Origin of the sequence: Fibrella aquatilis (assembly GCF_017353255.1) — a bacterium.
GTDB classification, from domain to species: Bacteria; Bacteroidota; Bacteroidia; order Cytophagales; family Spirosomataceae; genus Fibrella; species Fibrella aquatilis.
This window is the reverse complement of sequence record NZ_JAFMYU010000009.1, coordinates 136,810-157,076: the sequence shown is the minus strand read 5'-3', so window position 1 is coordinate 157,076 and position 20,267 is coordinate 136,810. Positions and strand designations below refer to the sequence as shown.

Genomic DNA, 20,267 nt, shown 5'->3' with positions numbered 1-20,267 from the left:
GGCAGTGTTAACCGACCAGCAGAACGCTCCCCGTCAGCGGGTACGTAGCCAGTTGTTCCGTCGTCAAACCCACCCGCGCAGTCGTGACCAGCAGGCCGTTGGTGCGGGGGTCAATCGCTACTTTGGTGGGGTTCATCACCGGCAGGGCAATCGCGTGTAGCAACATACCATCCGGCAAGAATTGACGCAGGGTGGTCCCGCCCCACTCGCCGACCCACAGGTTTCCGGCCTGATCCGTACAAACGCCATCCGGGTACGTATCGGCATCGGGCCACACGATAATGAGCCGATCAGGGGTCAGGCCTTGTTGGGTGAGTTGGGCGGCGTAAACGGCTTTGGGCCGCTTGGCGTGGCCGATGGTTTCCACCATGTACAGCACCGACTCATCGAGGCTGAGGGCCGGGCCATTACCGACTACGTACCCCGTTGATAGCACCGTCATGGCGTTCGTGGAGTAGGCATACCGGCGCAACGTGCCCAGCGGTTCCGTGCCCTGCATGTCCATCGTGGTGGCGTACAGATTGCCTGCGCTATCTACGCAGCCGTCGTTAAAACGCAGCCGATCAGCATGGTCCGTGAATGCATCGACGCGGGTGGTTGTGAGGGTGCCGTCGGGGTGTAGCTTCCCAACGTGCAGACCCGACTGGTAACCCAACCAATGCGTGCCGTCGGGGCGAGGCAGGGCAAAACCAACCAGTTCTGGTACAAGCCATTGTTGCACAGCATCGCCCCTTTCGGTGGCCCGAAAGATGGTTTTGCCCAAAATATCGACCCACCATAGGCAGCGGTTCGCCTGATCCCAATAAGGTCCCTCGCCCAATTGGTTATTGCCTTGCCAGAAGGTGCTGATCTGCATAAACGCGGGTGTTATGGGTTGATGCTCAGGTTATCAAACTCGGCGAGGTTGTAGCCGCTACCCAAACTCACCATGCCCCGCTTATAGCGGGTGTCCTCTACCGTAAAGAGCGGCCTACCATCGACGGAACCCGTTATGGTGTTGCTCCGAAACTGTAGTTGGTACGTATGCCATCCGAACGGGTACAGCCGATACGAATCACCATCTTTAAGTTTACGAGCACCGGCATACAATTCCCACTTTGAGCGCGTAAAGCGGAGCCAATACCCTTCAAACGGGGCTATGCCCCGGTGGGTGTCGATGATGCGGCCACCCAGGGTTAACGTACCTGTGTTTTCGGCCAGGCGACCATCGACCCGGATGGTATAGTCGGTCCAGGTGGTGTCGCCAACAATGGTGGCGGGGTGGGCATCATCGCCGGTTTCCCACTCGATACCCCGCTGACGCACCAGCTGCCGGATGGCGTGCCCAGCGGTAGTCTTGCCGTCATCACCAAGGCGGGGCACGACCTCAAAGCTCCCACCCTGGTCGGCCAGGTAGCGTGGCATCTGACCGATGGAATCGGCCTCAAAATCGGTCTGGTACGGCAGCGGAAAGGGTTTGTCGGCAGGTACGTTGGCGAAGCTACCTTTCTGCTGCCCCGTGGTGGTCGTAATCGTGTAAATCGACGCGGTATCGGCCTGGAACGTGATTATCGACTTATAGGGAAGCGTTTTCCACCGCACAAACTCATCACCGCCTACCTGACTGCGCCAGATGGTAACCGTCTTTCGGTCGGCTAACCGGGGCAGTTGAATCGTCACGGCTTCGGGCTTGTTAGCCTCGAATGTTTCCAGCACCATGCTCACATCGTGGCTGTCGGGGCTGCGCAGGGTCACGTAACTTCCCCCCGCCGGTAGGTAGCCCGACGACCGGTCGAGGTACTGCCAGCCGGGATGCGCAAACTGCGTGGTGTGGGCCACGATCCAGACGGCGGGTTGCACCTCGTAGTGACCCGACCAGGGCGTCTTGGCAATAAAGAGGCCCGAATTGGGCAGCGACAGGTTATCGTAGTACGATGTAACGAGGCTCCAGATAATGCTCCGGGTGATACGCCCGTTGAGGTATTCGCGGTTAAAAATCTGCCCCAGCAGCCGCGCCCCCGCCCAGTCGCCCCGCCAGGGGCCACCTTCCGAATAGTACAGCGGCTTACCCGACTGCTTGGCTTGGGGCGAACTGCCGAAGGGGTTGTCTTTCCACTGCATCTGTGCCCAGGCATTGGGCATCTGTGCTGAGTTGGGGTAGTTTTCGTTGTAATGAACGCCATAAGCCTGTACCGCCTTATCCAACTCCTGGTCGGCAGCGCATTGCTCGGCGATCTTAAAATCAAAGACATCCCCGGCAACGATCTTGACGCTATCAAGACCGCTCTGATTTAGCGTTTTACGAAGGATTTTGATCCAGTTCGTATCGTAGGCCCGTTCGTTCCAGATACCCGTGTAGTCGAAGGTGAGGTTGTGGTGTTGCCTGGCTCCTTTGATGAACGAGGTCAGGTAGTCGGCGTTCTGCTGACTGTAGTACCGTCCCTCCCCTATCCAGCCGGGTACGCCCCAGGCCAAGCAATCGAGCTTGATGGCGGGGTTACGTTTCTTCGCTCCGCGCAGCAACATCCACTCATAGCCCCGTTGGAAGTAAGCCGGTTTGGGATGTAGCCACTCGTCATACGAATGCGCGTGGCTGGGTTCAGTGCCGTCGGTGGAGTTGACGTCCCCGCCAATCTCGACTTTTAGGTGGTTCAGGCTGGCCCCGAAGTTGGGTTTGAAGAGCAGGTCGAGCACCTGACTTTTTTGGGGTTCGGGGTAATCGGCTAATAGGCGCGACGATGCCCCAGCGCTCAGGCCTCCAATACCTTCGTAAACCCTGCCCGGCGACGACAAATCGACCGAGATAACCGATGATTGAGCCAACGCCTGCCCCGTTAGCAAGGTCAGCGCAGCCAGACGCAACGTAATTTTTTTTCGCATGTAGAAAACGTACCCCCACGCTTAGTGACTGAGGGTCAAGAGACGATGGTCAATCTATTCCCCGCAGCCGGAGCACCGCTTCGGCGTGGCCGAGCAGTGCTTTCATGGCCTCGCGGGCTTCGTCGGCGTTTCGGAGCCGAATGCATTCCAGTACGTTTGCGTGGATGGCAATGGTATGCTCCACGTCGGCAGCGTCGTGACTGTGGCGGAAAGACTGCATGAACGCTTCGGAGAGCAACCTGCCAAACTTGAACCACAGTGGGTTATGACTCGCCCGAATCACGGCTAGGTGGAAGGACAGGTCAGCTGTGAAAAATGAATCCGCGTTGGGGTCTCCCGTAGCCATCGTGGCCAACGCTTCCTCAATCTGGTAAATGTCTTTACCCGTAGCTCGCTGGGCAGCCCGGTAGGCTGCTTCGGGTTCGATCACCAAGCGGGCTTCACCCAGACTATGCACAATCTGATTTAACAAAGGCGTGCCTACCGCCCACCGGATCAGTTGAGGATCGAACAAATCCCATGACTCCACGGGCTGAACAATGGTGCCTGCCTTCCGCACAGATGTAATCAACCCTTTGGCGGCCAATACCTTATACACTTCACGCAGCAGGTTTCGGCCAATGCCATATTTTGCACCCAGCAGCGTTTCGTGGGGCAACACCTCACCGACGGGGTACTCCCCCACCACAATCGCTTGGCCAATGCCGTTCAGGACTACCTCGTGCAGGCCACCCCGCCGGGTATCCAGTTCGACCTCCGGCTGATCAACTAACCCTGTTTTAGATTCTTCCATGCCTGTTTACAACCCTGATACGTACCTACCAATGTACAATGGTTCCGTCGGAAATGGTAGCCGCCTGAATAACGTTAGTCGGTTCCTGTTTGTAAGGATGCTGAGCGGCCACATCCTCGTTGATCTCAATGCCCAGTCCCGGCTCTTCCGGCAATAGCCAATAACCATTACGAAGGTCTGGGTGCCCGTCGATCACGTCGTGAAACCAAGGTACTACTTCCATCCGCTCCTGGATGATGAAATTGGGCGTGGCAATGTCGTAGTGTAGAGCCGCCACCCCTGCAATCGGCCCCAGGGGGTTATGAGGAGCAATACCAATGCCCGCCACCGCCGCCATCGCCCCAATGCGCATGGCTTCGGTGAAGCCGCCGCAGTGGCACAGGTCGGGCTGGGCCACGTCGATAGCCCGGAGCATGAAGTATTTCTCAAATTCGGCGGCAGACGTCAGCCGTTCGCCGGTAGCCAGAGGGCAGAGAATCTTGTTTCGAATATCGCGCATGGCCATGGGGTCGCCGGGCTGAATGACCTCTTCCACAAACAGCGGGTGGGCGGGTTCGAGAGCCTTAATAAACTGCACCGCCGCCGATGCAGAGCCGGGTCGCCCGTGGAAATCGACCATGATGTCGATGTCGTTGCCAACAGCTTCGCGCAGGCGACCCATCATGTTTTCTACGTGCTTCACTTCCCGAAGCGAAGCCGTGTAATTGATGTAGGGGATGAACACCACTTTCAACGCCCGATAACCCGTCTCAATTACTTCCAATGCCTGCTCAATGACCCGGTTGGTCTCCAGGCTGTCATAGACCGCCGTTGATTCGCCGAGGCCCAGATGAGTATAGAGCTTGATTTTGTCGTGGGTTTTACCACCCAGCAGCCGCCAGACGGGTTCGCCCAGGGCCTTGCCGCGAATATCCCATAAGGCAATGTCGATGCCACTGATGGCCGTTTTGCCGATTACGCCCAGTTGCCAGAAACTATGCTTGGTCATAATCTCCGAGAGCCGTGTGATATCGCGGGCATCTTCGCCGATGAGCAGCGGCTTGAGGTCATTGATGGCACCCACCACTGCCCGCGTCTTCCATTCCAGCGTGGCTTCGCCCCAGCCATACAGGCCCTGATCAGTCTCCACTTTAACAAAGATCCAGTTGCGCAGGTGGGCGTTAACGACGAGCGTTTTGATGTCAGTGATCCGCATAGAGGTTACGAGAGGGAGGGGTGAGTTGGTTTGCTCTGCCAAACTTAAAAAGAAAAATGATGAAATAATTATTAAGTAGGATTTAATAATTATACTTGCACCACTTATTACATGGCTAATCCCATACTGAGTTTCATTTTAAATAGATCATCTTGCCTAGTTACCCCGCTTATGAACAAGACTACTCCCTGTCATCACTCCGCCCGCCCGTCTGTTTTCGGCTGGATTCGGATTGCTCTGCTGGCCCTGTTGTTGGGGCCGGTATTTGCTTTTACGTCCCGTGGGTACATCCCGCCAACGGTAGCCACCATCCCAATCCGGGTGTCAGGAACGATTTCGGATGCAACTGGCAACCGGCTGGCCGGGGCCAACATTGTGGTGAAGGGTACCCAACGAGGTACCAGCACCGACGCCGAAGGTCGCTACTCACTGTCTGTTGATGATGCCGGTACTACGCCTACGCTGGTGGTGTCACTGCTCGGCTACGCCACCCAAGAGATTGTGGTAGACGGACGAGCGACCATAGACGTGCGCTTGGCCGACGATAGTCGCAGCCTGAATGAAGTAGTGGTGCTGGGCTACGGTGCCCAACGTAAAGACGCCCTCACGGCTGCTGTTTCGACGGTAAAAACAAAGGAGCTGACCATCTCGCCAGCGGCCAACGTATCGAACCTGATTGCCGGGCGGGTAAACGGGGTACTATTTGTGCAGGATCAGGGACAACCCGGCGACGATCAGACCCGAATTTTTGTGCGAGGCCTGGCCTCGTTCTCATCGAGCAATGATCCGCTCTACGTCATTGATGGAATTCCACGTGATGCCAACGCCTTCAACAGACTTACTCCCAGCGACATCGAGTCGATCTCAGTGCTGAAAGACGCTGCTGCTGCTGCCGTGTTCGGCGCGCGGTCGGCCAACGGCGTTATTTTGGTAACAACTAGGCGCGGTGTGGCGGGCAAAACGTCGTTTTCATACACGGCCAATTTTGGTACACAGACTCCAACGCAACTACCTAAGTTTGTCAACTCGGCTGACTTTGCCACGCTCTACAACGAAGCGCGGGTCAACGACGGACAGACGGTGCGCTACACCGACGACGAGATTACCAAATTTCGCGACGGGTCGGACCCTATTTTTTACCCCAACACCGACTGGGTGGATCTCCTCTATGGCAAATCGGCCCCGATTACGCAGCATAACCTCACCGTCAACGGTGGTACCGAGAAGGTCCAATACCTACTGTCGGTCAATTATCTGAACCAGCAAAACCTGTTAGCAAAAGGCATCGGCCTTGATCGCTACAACGTCCGCTCGAACATTGACGCCCGCGTGACCAACACCACCCGCGTATCGCTCGATGTAACGGGTACATTGCAGAAGAATGAGAAACGGTTTGGCTCGTTTTCCGACGTGTTCCGCGAGCCAGCCACCATTCCGGCTATTTTCCCCAACGGGCTGTATTCGGCAGGGCGGTTTACGCGCAACGACCTGGCCAACATCCGCGAGGGTGGCTACCAGCGCGAATCGCGTAATAACCTGTTTGCCCGGCTCGATATTCGGCAGGAGATTCCGATGATTCCGGGCCTGTCAGTGCGTGGCATCGCCGCCTACGATGTGTCGTTCGACCGCAACAAAGAGTGGAGCAACTTGCAGCAACTCTACACCGCCTCGCGCGACAATGCGGGCTTGGTAACCTATAAACTGACTAAGCCTAGCGACCCCCAACTGCGCGAAATTTTGGTGGATGTCTCGAAGCTGACGCTTGAAGCCCAGGCGAACTACAGCCATTCGTTCGGAAAACACGACGTGGGCGGACTGTTTGTGGTAAACCGGATTCAAGAGGGCGGTTCGTACCTGAATGCCAGTCGTAGCGGCTACATTCTGCCGGTGATTGAGACGATTTTTGCCGGATCTGGCCCTGTGGCATCGGTATCCAACAGCGGCAACGAGCAACAAACCAACCCCATCCGGCGGCAAAGTCTAGTGGGTCGGGCCACCTACGGCTACAACAATCGGTACTTGCTGGAAGGCAGTTTCCGCTACGATGGCTCCAATATTTTTGGGCCGGGCTACCGTTACGGCTTCTTCCCGGCAGTGTCGGCGGGCTGGGTTGTGAGCGAAGAATCGTTTATGAAAGGCGCGAGTTTTCTTGATTTCCTGAAAATTCGCGGCTCATGGGGGAAACTGGGCAACGACCGTATTAACGGCTACCAGTATACGCAGTTGTATAATTTGGGGTCAAACGGGGCCGTAATAGATGGAAAGACGCAGGGCTACATCGTGCCGGGCGTAACGGCCAACCCGTTTGTTACCTGGGAAAATTCGACTAAAACCGACGTGGGTTTTGAAGCCCGGTTCGGGCGCGGCCTGAGCGTAGAGGCCGATTATTTCTACGAACGCCGGTCCGACATTCTCACCAATCGGTCGCAGGCAGTGGCCACCGTATTCGGCGGTTCGCTACCTGCTGAGAACATTGGCCAAACCCAGAATCAGGGTTTTGAGGTGAGCCTGGGCTACCAGAAACAGTTCGGTAAAGACCTGACGTTCAACGCACGGGCTAACTTCACGCGGGCAGTGAACAAGATCATTGACCGGGCCGAACCCGCCAACATTAATCCGCTTCGGCGGCAGGCAGGCCGGGCGCTGTTTACAAGCGATGGCTACATTGCCGACGGATTGTTTGGGACACAAGAGGAAATCAACACGTTTTTCGGAACAAACATTGCCCAGTATAAAAACGTAAAACCAGGCGACATTCGCTACCGCGACCTAAACGGCGACCAGAAGATTGACGGCAACGATGTTACGCAGATTGCGCGCACCAACCTGCCCCCCAACGTCTATAGCCTCAATCTGGCCGTTAACTACAAAGGCTTTGAACTAACGACCTTGTTTCAGGGCGCGTGGGGCGGGCAGGTAGCTCTCGACAACTGGTTGATGCACCCCTTCCGGCAGGACGGCAACGTGCTCGAGATTGCCAAAGACCACTGGTCAACCGCCAACCCCAACCCCAACGCGCTCTTTCCGCGTCTATCCACCAACAGCACCTGGAACTTCATCCCGACAAGTACTTTCTGGGTGCAGGATACCGATTATCTACGCCTGAAAAACGTGCAGCTCAGTTACACCCTACCCCGTGCGGTGAGCGCGAAAATCCACGCCCAAGCCATCCGGTTTTACGCTAACACGTCGAATCTGCTGACGTTCTCGGCCTTGAAGTTTAAGATCGTTGACCCCGAACAAACCAGCAGCGGGGCCATTTATCCGCAGCAACGCGTTATTAATGTCGGTGCCAATATCACGTTTTAGTCCCCTAATTGTCTCATGAAAACAAGCTATATCAACCGGCTTTTAGTGCTTGTTGCCCTATCAGCCCTCTTCGGCTCGTGCAAAGACGACACCGACTTTTTCAACGCCCCTAACCCTAACGCGGTGCAGAAAGAGGTGCTCTACAATAACCCCAAGGCGGTGCAAACGGCCTTGTATTCACTTTATCGCGAAGCATACCAGCCCCTGACGCGCGGCGGTAAGCGTCGGCTAGATACGTACGGTCCAGAGTCATCCATTTACTTCGACACATTCACCGACGACGGTGTCAATGCCTGGACATCATGGTACAACGTGTCGGCGATGGAGAACGGGAATTTCTCGGCCAACAATGCGCCCTCGCAGATGGCTAACCCGTGGTTTTTCAGCTACGCCAGCCTTAGAAGTGCTAATGAACTGCTGGAGAACGTCGGCCAGCTCAATGACGCAACACTGGTGGCGAGCGTGACCACAGAAACCAGATTCGTTCGTGCGCTGTACTACTTCGAACTCTGGCGGTGGTACGGTGGCGTACCTATTGTAACCAAAACGCTCACCACCGACGAGGCTAATCAGGTGAGCCGAAGCACATCGGCAGAGACACTTAATTTCATTGTCTCTGAACTGGATGCCGCCGCTAAAGACTTACCCCTGACCAATCAGCGAGGCCGGGCCACAAAGGGTGCTGCGCTAGCCTTCAAAACCAAAGCATTGCTTCACGCCGGTAATTTTGCCGCCGCCGCCGCCGCCGCCAAAGCCGTTATGGACTTGGGCGTGTATGCGCTGCATCCCGATTTCAACACCCTGTTTATGAACAAGGCCAACCAGGACAAAGAGTACATTTATCTGGTTGACCATGTGGCAGCCGACGGTAACGGAACAGGTGTGTTGCAGATGCATATGCCGCCCTCGGCGGGTGGCTGGGGCGCGGGGCGTCCGTCGCAGAATCTGGTGGATGAGTATGAACTGACAGACGGAAAATCGTACACCGAATCACCCCTCTACAACGAGCAGGATCCTTACAAAAACCGCGACCTACGCTTCTACACCACAATTCTGTTTCAGGGGGCACCCTTCCGGGGTAGTGCATTTACGGTGTTGCCAGGTACGCCCAACGCCGACGGCTCCGGCAACATTCCCACCGGCTATTTTGTGCGGAAGTTTGCGTCGGAAACCGAAACCAACTTTCGGAAGTCGCCCGCGCAGGACTACGGCGACGGCTCGGATTTGACCGAACCGCTCATCCGATACGCTGATATTTTGCTCATGTACGCCGAAGCTCAGAATGAAGCTTCCGGGCCGGATGCCTCAGTGTATACTGCGGTGAATCAGGTGCGCCAGCGAGCTAAAATGCCCGTATTGGCAACGGGCTTAACCAAAGACGCGATGCGGGCGGCCATCCGGCACGAGCGGCGGGTAGAGCTGGCCTTTGAGGAAAGCCGCTTCTGGGACGTTCGGCGGTGGAAGCAGTTACTCGAACTTTCCAATAAACCGGTTACGGGTATAAAAATCACCCAGGGTACAGATGGTAAGCTGACCTTTGCCCGCATCCCCAACGTGCGCACCCGCACCATGCAGGAACGGCAGTACCTGGCCCCTATTCCACAGCGTGACATTGACGCCAACAAGAACTTAGCCCAGAATCCAGGCTGGTAACTCACTATGTTAACTATTGAGTCAGATTCCTAACTGGCTTAATCGAACTGCTATTTCTTCATAGGTTAGTAGTGCCACTTCCGGCTGGTTGCTTAACCAGCCGGATTTTTTCTGTCCCTTTTGCCTATAATCACCTAGCCCCGGCATCTCAACCGAGAGCTGCCCGTGACGCCACACTCAGTTGTATGAAAAACTACTTTTTTTACCTGCTTTTATTGGTAAGTCAGTTCGCGGTAGCGCAGCAGACCGAGTTTCTGTACGGAGCCAGCGTATACCCCGAATTTCAGACGAAGGCCGAGCAACAAAAGCTGCTCGATTATTTCCAGCAAGCCAACATCAATGTGATCCGCGTAGGGGAAACCTCCTGGGGCAATCTCCAGCCCGACTCGACCACCTACACCTTCGGCTGGCTTCGCGAATACTTAGACGAGATGCACCGGCGGGGCCTAAAAGCCATTTTGGGCACGGCCAGTTTTCACCCACCCCAGTGGCTGGCGGCGCAACACCCGGAGATCCTGTTTCAGTTTGAAGACGGGCGCAAAGCTCACCCGTTGGGGCGGCGGGTATGCAGCCGGTCGCACCCGGTGTACCAAAAATACGTCTACGCCTTCGTGCGCCGGTTGGTGGCCGAGTTTCACGATCACCCCGCCGTGGTGGGCTGGCAGGTCGATAATGAGATTGACCTGGAGATCGAGCAGCCCACCAAACAGATCAACTACAACCCGGCCCATCAGCGGGCTTTTACCGATTGGCTGCGGACTAACTACCACACCATCGGCGAGTTGAACGAACGCCTTCACTTTACCGAGTGGGGGCTGAAGGTAACCCGCTTCGAGGACCTGGCCCTACCCCGCGAAACCATCGACGGCAGCGATTTGCCACTGCTGAAACTGGCCTATTACAAATTTGAGGGCGAAAGCATCGCCAATTTCCTCAAGCAACAGGCCGATCTGCTGCGGGCGGGCGGGACCAAAGGGGTCATCATGACCGACTGGACAACCCGGATGCTGAGTCCGTTCGACGTACCGGCAGCGAAGCAGGCCTTCAACCTGTCGGGGCTGAACATCTACCAGCCGAAGCAGGACAACACGGGGTTCTGGCAGTTTGGCTCGATGAGCATGGACTGGCACCGGTCGCTGCTGGGAAAGGGCAATTTCTGGCTCACCGAAACGCGCATCGGCGTGGCGGGGGCCACGAGCTTCTGGGACCACGCCCCCGAACGCGCCCAGTTTCTGATGTGGATGATGCAGCCCGCGGCCTTCGGGGCTACCTCGCTCATGCACTGGTCGGGCAATCGTTTCTACGGCGGCCACTGGCCGCACTGGGGCGGCATCATCGACTGGAATGGCGAACCCGACCTCGACTATGCCTGGGTGAAGGAGTTGGGTACGTTCTACAAAAAATGGGGTAAAACGCTGATCGACAATCCCGTGCAGGCCGACGTGGCGGTACTGACCGACTTCACGCTGCGGGCAGGGCTGCGCGAATACCCTCACACGAAAGAGAAAACAGGCGAACAAATTTTCCTGAACGTCTTTAGCGCGTTGCACCGCCTGGGCGTGGGGGTGGATGCCATCGGCACTGACCGCGCTGCTGCTGTGGCGAACCTGAGCCGGTATAAGCTGCTCATCATTCCGGCGGCTTCGACCCTCGATGGGGCGCGGCTGCTGCCTGCGCTGGAGGCCTACGTGCGGCAGGGCGGGCAGGTGATCGTCACGCCGATGTGCGAATACCAGAACGCCGACGGCATTTTCCAGAAAGAAGGTTTCCACCGGGCGATGGGGCAACTCACGGGCGTATTGGTGCCTCATATCCGGTACGTTGACGTAAGCAAAAACTCCGCGAATCGCCTGGTGTGGAGCGCATTAGTAAAACAAACGGCCACCGACCCGACCGGCTTCTGCGAGGTACTCGAAGCCCGAAACGAGGCATCGCCCGAGTTGGCGCAGGTCGTGGCCCGCTACACCCTGCCGGGTAGCATCATGGATGGCAAACCAGCCGCGTACCTCCGCAAGCTGGGCAAAGGGCGGGTGTTGAAACTGGGCAACTGGCCCGGCGAAACCGATTTTGTCGCTCTGCTGAATCAACTGGGTTTCCGGCATTCGTCGCTGGCACGTGCCGTAGCCGCCGAGGTCCTGACCGTGCCGCGTTCGGACGGCAGCTTGTTTGCTATCAACGTCAGCAGCAAGCCGCAGGTGCTATTGCTTGCCCGGCCCGTGAGTAACCGGGTTGACAGCCGTAAGCTAACTGGACGGGTGACGATGAAGCCCTACGAAGTGCTATGGCTGGAAGCCGTTAGTTCGATTAGATAAAAACTGGCTAGTAAGGAAAGTAACGTACCTGCCGCTAGTTGAATGAACTCCTGAAGTCAAGTGGAGAACTAGCTGTCTTCTGCTTGACCAGTTTGCTGAATGAGGAATGACTGCTCATATTAAAAGCTATAGAATGAGGTAAAAAGCAGGTCTTGGCTGCAAACAAGCACGTCAAACTACTCCAGCAGAGTATACGTAATCTGGTAAGTTGGTGAGGCTATCCAGCAATGGCATGAAAACAACAGACAAGCCACTAACCGCCGAGGCGGCTAGCCAATCATGATAGAAGCATGGTCAGTCGGGCCGTTGGTGCTCGAACGCTATGAGTTCGAGCCGGGACAGATCGTGCCCCTGCCGCCGCACGCCCACGAGGCAATTCAGGTTTGCCTGAACAGCGGCTCCGGGGGGCAGTATCGCTACCGGGGCGGTACCCACTCGTTTGCTCCTGAAAGTCTGACGATCATCAATTCGGGCGAAGCCCACGCGCCGGGCTACAAAGGTGAGTTTGCCCAACCTACGTCGTTCCGAATGCTTTATCTGCCCCCGACGCAGTTGCAGACGTTGGCCCACGACCTGATGCCACAGCCTGTTCAAGAACCTTTTTTCGTTGAGTTGATCCAGGGGCTGTCGCCTGCGGCGAGGCTGCTACGCCTTGCCCATGACTCGCTTCAATTTGCCCCATCCAACCTCTCCACCGAAACGTACCTACTGCTGTTCCAAGCCGCTTTGCTTTACTACCACGTCGGCGACCGCGTTCGGCCCCGCCGTTGGACCGACGACCATCCGGCCCTCCGGCAGGTGCGTGACTTTATCCACGACCAATACCACGTACCGATAACACTGGCGGAGTTGGCCGACGTGGCCTGCCTTAGTCCATACCACTTCGTGCGGCTGTTTACGCGCCGCTACGGAGTCGCGCCGCACCAGTACCTCAACCAGGTACGTATCGACCGGGCGAAGCCGCTGCTGTTGGCCGGGCACCGCGTAGGCGACGTAGCGAAGCAAGTGGGTTATTTCGACAACAGCCACTTCACGCGCCACTTCCATCGCATCGTGGGCCTCTCGCCGGGGCAGTACCGTCGCTGACTAAATGCGCAAGAACGTACAAGAACAGACTGGTTTGCTATCGGTTGTACAAGCAAACAAGCTAGTTAATCTGTATGGTAAGCGGAAAAAGATTATCCAACAAAATCGTGCTCATCAGTGGCACAGCAGGCGGACAGGGGCGAGCAGCGGCTAAGCTGTTCGCTCAAGAAGGAGCAACAGTTGTTGGGTGCGACATCAAAGCGGCTGAGAACGACGAAACGGCCCGGATGATTGCCGAGGCAGGTGGTACCATGAACGCACTGACGCTCGATGTGACGGACCTGGTGCAGGCCCGGCAGTGGATCGACTATGCCGTGTCGCGCTACGGCGGCATAGACGTACTGTACAACAACGCAGCCCTGGAACGCTTCGCACCCTTTGCTGAGATGAGTGCCGACGATTGGCACTACGCCCAACGCCATGAGCAGGACGTGGTCTTTTTCCCGACGCAGGCTGCATGGTCCCATCTAATCGCGCGGGGTGGTGGTTCAGTCATCAACACCGGCTCGGTATCGGGGATGCGCGGGTCAGAGCGGATTGGGTCTATTGGGCACGCGGCTGGTAAAGGAGCCGTTATTGCCATGACGAAGCAATTGGCTCTGGAGGGTGCCCCGCACAACATCCGGGTCAATGCGATTTCGCCCGGTCCCATCGATACGCCGGTAACCGCCGCTGGCCTCGCGGCGGACCCCAATTTCCGGTTGACTTATGAGGGATGGCCCTTACTGCACCGTACTGGTAAACCTGACGACGTGGCTTATTGCGCACTGTGGCTTGCTTCCGATGAGTCGGGCTTCATTACGGGCATCAACGTACCAGTCGATGGCGGCTGGAGTGCAAAGGGTGGGCTAACGGCTAAATCAGGTGACCTGGTGGGCCTTCAGGCAACGACAGCTTCATAAAAAATTAAACTAAATAAACTCGATGACGATGAACACATTACAGGGCATTCATCATGCGGCATTGTCCGTATCCGATCTCGATGAAACCATCAATTGGTACAGAGAGAAATTAGGTTTTACAGAAGAGTTTCGGTATGAGTTTCCGCCGGAGATGAAAACGAAAGCGGCCTTCGTTCGGCTTGGCGAGTTGCGAATTGAGTTGTTCGAGGTAACGGGAGCTGACCCTGTGCCGCCAACGAGCACCGATTTTGCCAGCGACCTTCATGTGCGTGGCATGAAGCACATGGGTTTGCGGGTAGCCAACGTTGATGCGGCCCGTGCTGAACTGGAGCAACGGGGCGTAACCTTCGTGACGCCCACTGGCGACGTACCCAACTCGAATGGAGCACGTTACGCTTTTTTTCACGACAATAACCGCGTGCTGATTGAGCTTTATCAACCCTCGGCACATTCATGAATGGGTTCGGCGTTCGCCTGAGCTGGCGGGTGCTACTATTGGCCGGGCTGATGCGCACAGGTACGTTGTTTGCTCAGAAACAGCTAGATACGTCCAGGATTTTACCGCCAAATCCGCCTGTTGGATTGGAAGTTTTGGTTGGTACGCGGTATTTGAATACCCAGCTTACTATTCGGAAACCGTTCACGCCAACTAGTAGGCTGGCGTTTTTCAACGTGACGATTAGCAACGGCTCTTACGGCAATGAGCGTGGGCAAACCGAGTTTTTGAGCCAGTCTTACATCTGCATCGAACTTCTGAAGGGTTTATCCATTGCCCCAGGTGTCGTAACCAATTACATAACCGGCTTTCGGCCTACACTGGGGCTGAACTATGTGATCACGCAACCTAGCTGGTCGGCGGTGCTTTTACCCCGTATCGACTTGCGCGATGAGCGCAACGTGGAACTATTTGCTCTAGTTGACTATAAGCCCCAATTGTCAGAACGACTGAGTGGCTACGTCCGGTTGCAAGGCCTTCTGAATGCAGCGACACACCCCGCTAACCACAGCCGTAGCTACGTGTTTGGGCGACTAGGCATAGGCCGAAAACCCTACACGATTGGCCTCGGCCTGAATTACGATAATTATGGACCCGAACGACGGCAGTATGTCAGCTATGGCCTCTTCGCCCGCGTGGATTTGTTTAATTAATCACGTTTAACTAATCAATCATGACAACGCCAACCAATCCGCCCATCAACGAACAATGGGGCTACGACTTCTTCCGCATGGTGGACCGCATGGACCCCGACGAGTACGTGATCTACTTCCAACCCGATGGGCGCGTGATTTTTAGTAATGATCCGCCCATTGTGGGCACTGAGGCCATCCGGCAGGCGATGCAGCAGTTTTACGCCACCATCGATAGTATGCACCACGAGATCGTCCACCTGTGGGCTGAATCGAACACGGTCATCAGCCGGGCCGAAGCGCAGTATGTTCGGAAGGCTGACGGTAAGGCCGTTAACCTTCCCGCCGTCACTATCATCGACCTCGTAGGCGACAAGGTGCAGCAGGTACAGTTCTACATGGACATGACACCACTTAAACAATAGCAAACCAACTCAACAAGCCATGCAACCACAACCAAAGTCGTTTCCCAATGTGGCCGATAAATCGCTGGCCAATCTGCTCTCGCTAGCGGGCCGCACGGCGGTCGTGACCGGGGCTGCACGAGGTATCGGCGCGGCCATCGCCTACCGCCTCGCCGAAGCCGGAGCCAACCTGATTCTAGCCGACAAACGCACCCAAGAACTCGACGCGACCGTCCAGCAACTTTCGGCCAATGCCGCCAACGCGGGCCGTGTCGTTGCTCAGCCAACCGACATTAGTCAATCGGCGCAGATAGAGCAGCTTGCCGAACGGGCCATCAACGAGTTCGGAAAAATTGACATCTGGGTAAACGATGCCGGTACATTGCAGCCCATTGTGTCGGCCCTCAATGTAACCGATGCCATCTGGCAGGACGTGATTGGCACCAACTTATCGGGTACGTTCTACGGGTGCCGGGCGGCAGGTTTGCGTATGAAAGAACGCGGAGGCGTGATCGTCAATATCGCATCGAGTTTAGCGTTTCATTCGGTGCCAAAGCAGCCGCACTACATCGCCAGCAAATGGGGCGTTCGCGGCCTCACGGCGGCCTTGGCCAACGAGTGGGGACAATACGGCATCCGCGTGGTGGCCGTGGGGCCTGGCCTGACCGATACCCCTGGCGTGGAAGAAAATATGGACTTGCTCGACGGAGTTAACCACGGTGATACCCGGCAAATGGTCAGCCAGGCCATGCCCGCCGGGCGACTCGGTGATCCCGACGATATCGCCCGGATGGTGCTGGTTCTGGCCAGCGATATGGCCGCTTACGCCACTGGAGCCGAGTATTTAGTGGATGGCGGCGAAGTCTATTCCAGCCCGGCAGGGCGGTAAGTAACGGTGACCGCTCCCTGTCTCATTGCCGCAAGTTTGTTCTCCATCAACGTTAGTAGCAAGCTGCTGTCATTATCGCTGACAAAGTCGTTGCAAAACCGGATAGATGGGCGTAAGTTAACCGGGCCGGTAACGATGAACCCTTACGAAGTGCTTTGGCTTTCACCCACTGGCACAGCCCGCTGACCGCCCCCGTTTCATGTCTATCCGATGCTTTTCTGTTGTATTCTGCCTACTGCTCGTAACCGGGTGCCGTTCTGACCCGAATACGCTCTTTACCCACCTCAGCCCCGACGAAACCGGCGTGACGTTTGCCAACACCGTCACCGAAAACGCCGATCAGAACGTACTGACGTATGAATACCACTACAACGGCGGGGGCGTGGCTATCGGCGACATCAACAACGACGGACTGCCCGATCTGTACTTTTCGGGTAACCAGGTCAGCAACAAGCTGTATCTGAACCGAACCCAACAGCCCGGTCAGTTTCGCTTCGACGACATCACCGAAACTGCTGGAATAGGCGGGCGACCGGGCCACTGGAAAACCGGCGTGACGATGGCCGACGTCAACGGCGATGGGTGGCTCGACATCTACGTGTGCTACTCGGCAATGCCCGCTGCCGCCGACCGGGCCAACGAACTGTACATCAACAACGGTGCCGGGCCGGATGGGCGGGGCGCGGGCCAGACCCCGACCTTCACCGAGCGGGCGCGGGAATACGGGCTGGATGCGCCGGGTACGTTCTCGACGCAGGCTACGTTCTTTGATTATGACCGCGACGGTGACCTCGACCTGTTTCTGGTCAACCACGGCAACATGTTCTATTCGCCATTTTACAATACGCAGAAAGTCCGCACCAAACGCCACCCCTATTTTGGGAATCGCCTGTATCGCAACGATTTCCGACCGGGCAAACCCATGCATTTTACCGACGTGAGCGATCAGGCCGGAATTCACGGCGGGGGCATTAATTTCGGCCTGAGTGTGAGCGTTAGTGATCTGACCGGCGATGGCTGGCCCGACCTCTACGTCGCCAACGACTACGAAGAGCAGGATTATTTCTACGCCAACAACCGCGACGGTACGTTTCGGGAAGTTACGAAAGATAGTTTCGCGCATCTCTCGCGCAACACGATGGGCACCGACATCGCCGACATCAACAACGACGGCCTGCCCGACGTCATGACGCTCGATATGCTGCCCCAATCCTACGAACGGCAAAAGCTGCTTAAAGGCCCCGACGATTACGACCGGCAGCAACTCATGGTCGATAGTGGGTTTCACCACCAGTACATGCGGAATATGCTGCACCTGAATCGTGGTGCCGGCCAGGCGGAAATGCCCCTCTTCGCCGAAATTGGTCAGTTGGCGGGTGTATCGAATACCGACTGGAGTTGGTCGGCCTTACTGGCTGATTATGACCTCGACGGGCAGAAAGACCTGTTCGTGACCAACGGCATCGTCAAGGATTTTACCAATCTGGATTTCGTCAAGTACGATTTTCAAGCGGCCCGCGATAAGGCAATGGCGCAGGGGGCCGACCTGACCACGCAGCAGGGTCTGCAACAAAATATGCCCAACGCCGACCTCATCGCCAAACTCCCCTCCGCGAAGGTCAACAACTACATATTCCAGAATCGGGGAGCTGACGAGTCGGGCGTACCCACGTTCACCGACCAGACCGTGGCCTGGGGTGTAAGTGAAGGCGAAGTCTCAACGGGGGCCGCCTACGCCGACCTCGACAACGACGGCGATCTGGACTTGGTCGTTAACAACACCAATGCCCCGGCGGGTATCTACCGGAACAACGCCGATCAGCAACGCCAACACAACTATCTAAAAGTCAGGCTGGCGGGCAATGGCCTTAATCGGTTTGGTGTCGGAGCGACGGTATGGGTGGAGCAGAGCAATCGGCGGCAGGTGCAGGAAGTGTATCCGGGTCGGGGGTTCCAGTCGTCGGTCGAACCGATGGTGCTGTTTGGGTTGGGAACCGAATCGCGACCGGTGCGGGTGACGGTTCGCTGGCCCGACGGGGGTGAGAGCCAACTGACGAACGTATCACCTAATCGGTTACTCACCATCCGTCAGGAAACGGCCCTGACGGGTACTAAGCCAGGACCCGTTCCGCCCACACCACTATTCTCGGAACTACCAGCCGGTACGTTACCGTTCGTGCATCACGAAAATCCGTACATCGATGTGAAACACGAACCCCTTATCCCGTACCAACTTTCGCGGCAAGGCCCGGCCATAGCCTCGGCAGACGTAAACGGCGACGGGCGTGAGGACGTGTTTCTGGGTGGAGCCGCCGGGCAAAGCGGGCAACTGTACTTTCAAACAGCAGCGGGCGGTTTCGCGCCTGCTCTGGCGCAGCCCTGGGTACGCGACAGTCTGCACGAAGCCATCAACGCGCGCTTCTTCGATGCAGACTCCGACGGCGACCCGGATCTGTACGTCGTCAATGGTGGGCATGAGGTCAGCCCCGGTTCGCCACTGCTTCGGGACAAATTGTACCTCAACAGTGGGAAAGGCGTTTTTTCATCCGCACCCGATGGCGTTTTACCTCCAGAAGCGGACGCGGGCAGTTGCGCCACAGCCGCCGACATCGACCACGATGGCGATCTCGATCTGTTCGTCGGCGGGCGATGCGTTCCGGGTCGTTTTCCTGAATTTGCCCAGAGCCATCTGCTCCGAAACGACAGCAAAAACGGGCAGGTACGTTTCACCGACATCACCGCCAAAACCAGTGGCCTGGTGCGTCCGGGCATGGTGACGGATGCCCTTTGGACCGACGTAAACAATGACTCCTGGCCCGACCTGCTGCTGGTAGGCGACTGGATGCCCGTTCGATTGTGGCTGAACCAAGGCGGAAAACTCGTGGAGGCACGACCCGAAACGGTTGGTTTAGAAAAATCGGCTGGCCTCTGGACGCGCATTCTGGCTCATGATCTCGACCGGGACGGCGACACCGATTTTGTGCTGGGTAATATTGGTACGAACCTCCAATGGAAGGCCGGGCGGGACACCCTGCTGACGATGCTCGTGGGCGATTTCAATGCCGATGGGCGTCCCGATCCGGTCATCTGCCAGACGGTTGGCGGGCAGACGTACCCCACGGCCTCGCGGGACGAACTGCTCGACCAAATCGGTAGTCTGCGGAAACAATTCGTCCGCTATGGTGACTATGCACCCGCCAGTATCGAAATAATTTTTGGTAAAACGGGTTTGGCACAGGCCGTAACGTATCCAATTAATACGTTGAAAACCAGTTATGTTGAGAATCTGACGGGCAAAACCAGCCGCACTCCTCAGTTTCGGCTCCGCCCGTTGCCCATTGACGCGCAGGTATCGCCAACACAGGGTATGGTGGCAGGTGATTTCACGGGCGATGGACTGGTGGATCTGTTGCTGGCGGGCAATTACTTCCCGATGCGGGTGCAGCAGGGCCGTTGCGATGCCGGGATGGGCGTGTTGCTCCGGGGTAACGGGCGCGGGCAATTCACGGCTGTTGATCGAAAAACAAGCCGGTTCGCCGGTGCGGGCCTGACCCTAACCGGCGACGTGCGAAACCTGATTCAGGTGCCATCGCGCCGGGACAATTTAATCATGGTACCCGCGAATAATGGGCCTGTCCGGGTACTTCGGTTCGGTACAACAGGGAAAACCGGGCCGTAACGCCCTTTATCAGCCTGACAACTAACGAACGCCTCATATCTATTTTTTACAAGAATTT

General features: G+C 56.7%; 14 protein-coding genes. 10 read left to right on the top strand and 4 right to left on the bottom strand.

The genetic code is table 11. The annotated features are described in order from the left end of the window. Positions 1–7 precede the first annotated feature (7 nt). Genes J2I48_RS13300 through dgoD form a run of 4 tightly spaced genes read right to left on the bottom strand, consistent with a single transcriptional unit; the run spans position 8 to position 4,847 of the window. The gene (locus J2I48_RS13300) at positions 8–856 is read right to left on the bottom strand and encodes an SMP-30/gluconolactonase/LRE family protein (RefSeq protein WP_207335948.1); all 849 of its coding nucleotides are present in this window, start codon (positions 854–856) and stop codon (positions 8–10) included. Positions 857–867: 11 nt separating this feature from the next. Then, positions 868–2,859, bottom strand: coding sequence for a galactocerebrosidase (locus tag J2I48_RS13295; RefSeq protein ID WP_207335947.1), 1,992 nt, complete (start codon positions 2,857–2,859; stop codon positions 868–870). A gap of 49 nt (positions 2,860–2,908) precedes the next feature. Beyond that, positions 2,909–3,652 carry a FadR/GntR family transcriptional regulator gene (locus tag J2I48_RS13290; RefSeq protein ID WP_207335946.1) on the bottom strand — a complete coding sequence of 248 codons (744 nt, stop codon included), beginning with the start codon at positions 3,650–3,652 and terminating at the stop codon, positions 2,909–2,911. Between the two features lie 25 nt (positions 3,653–3,677). Next, positions 3,678–4,847, bottom strand: coding sequence for a galactonate dehydratase (gene dgoD / locus J2I48_RS13285; RefSeq protein WP_207335945.1), 1,170 nt, complete (start codon positions 4,845–4,847; stop codon positions 3,678–3,680). 171 nt (positions 4,848–5,018) lie between these two features. On the opposite strand from dgoD, the gene J2I48_RS13280 reads away from it, so the two are divergent. The 10 genes from J2I48_RS13280 to J2I48_RS13235 all read left to right on the top strand — a co-directional run bounded on the left by J2I48_RS13280 (position 5,019) and on the right by J2I48_RS13235 (position 20,209). After that, the gene (locus tag J2I48_RS13280; protein ID WP_207335944.1) at positions 5,019–8,156 is read left to right on the top strand and encodes a SusC/RagA family TonB-linked outer membrane protein; all 3,138 of its coding nucleotides are present in this window, start codon (positions 5,019–5,021) and stop codon (positions 8,154–8,156) included. A gap of 15 nt (positions 8,157–8,171) precedes the next feature. Continuing rightward, the gene (locus J2I48_RS13275; RefSeq protein ID WP_207335943.1) at positions 8,172–9,809 is read left to right on the top strand and encodes a RagB/SusD family nutrient uptake outer membrane protein; all 1,638 of its coding nucleotides are present in this window, start codon (positions 8,172–8,174) and stop codon (positions 9,807–9,809) included. A 185-nt stretch (positions 9,810–9,994) separates the two neighbouring features. Further along, positions 9,995–12,121, top strand: coding sequence for a beta-galactosidase (locus tag J2I48_RS13270; RefSeq protein WP_207335942.1), 2,127 nt, complete (start codon positions 9,995–9,997; stop codon positions 12,119–12,121). A 279-nt stretch (positions 12,122–12,400) separates the two neighbouring features. Continuing rightward, positions 12,401–13,207, top strand: a complete 807-nt coding sequence (locus tag J2I48_RS13265) for an AraC family transcriptional regulator (protein WP_207335941.1) — start codon at positions 12,401–12,403, stop codon at positions 13,205–13,207. 107 nt (positions 13,208–13,314) lie between these two features. After that, positions 13,315–14,109 (top strand): SDR family NAD(P)-dependent oxidoreductase, encoded by a 795-nt coding sequence (locus tag J2I48_RS13260; protein ID WP_207335940.1) that lies wholly within the window; start codon positions 13,315–13,317, stop codon positions 14,107–14,109. A 28-nt stretch (positions 14,110–14,137) separates the two neighbouring features. Further along, a complete protein-coding gene (locus J2I48_RS13255) occupies positions 14,138–14,566 on the top strand; it encodes a VOC family protein (protein ID WP_207335939.1) in 429 nt (142 codons plus the stop codon). Beyond that, positions 14,563–15,258 carry a hypothetical protein gene (locus tag J2I48_RS13250; protein ID WP_207335938.1) on the top strand — a complete coding sequence of 232 codons (696 nt, stop codon included), beginning with the start codon at positions 14,563–14,565 and terminating at the stop codon, positions 15,256–15,258. Before J2I48_RS13255 ends, J2I48_RS13250 begins: the two co-directional genes overlap by 4 nt. Positions 15,259–15,278: 20 nt before the next feature. Further along, the gene (locus J2I48_RS13245) at positions 15,279–15,662 is read left to right on the top strand and encodes a nuclear transport factor 2 family protein (protein WP_207335937.1); all 384 of its coding nucleotides are present in this window, start codon (positions 15,279–15,281) and stop codon (positions 15,660–15,662) included. 19 nt (positions 15,663–15,681) lie between these two features. After that, positions 15,682–16,530: an SDR family NAD(P)-dependent oxidoreductase gene (locus J2I48_RS13240; protein ID WP_207335936.1), complete on the top strand. Its 849-nt coding sequence runs from the start codon at positions 15,682–15,684 to the stop codon at positions 16,528–16,530. 199 nt (positions 16,531–16,729) lie between these two features. After that, the gene (locus J2I48_RS13235; protein ID WP_207335935.1) at positions 16,730–20,209 is read left to right on the top strand and encodes a VCBS repeat-containing protein; all 3,480 of its coding nucleotides are present in this window, start codon (positions 16,730–16,732) and stop codon (positions 20,207–20,209) included. The last annotated feature ends 58 nt before the right edge of the window (positions 20,210–20,267 follow it).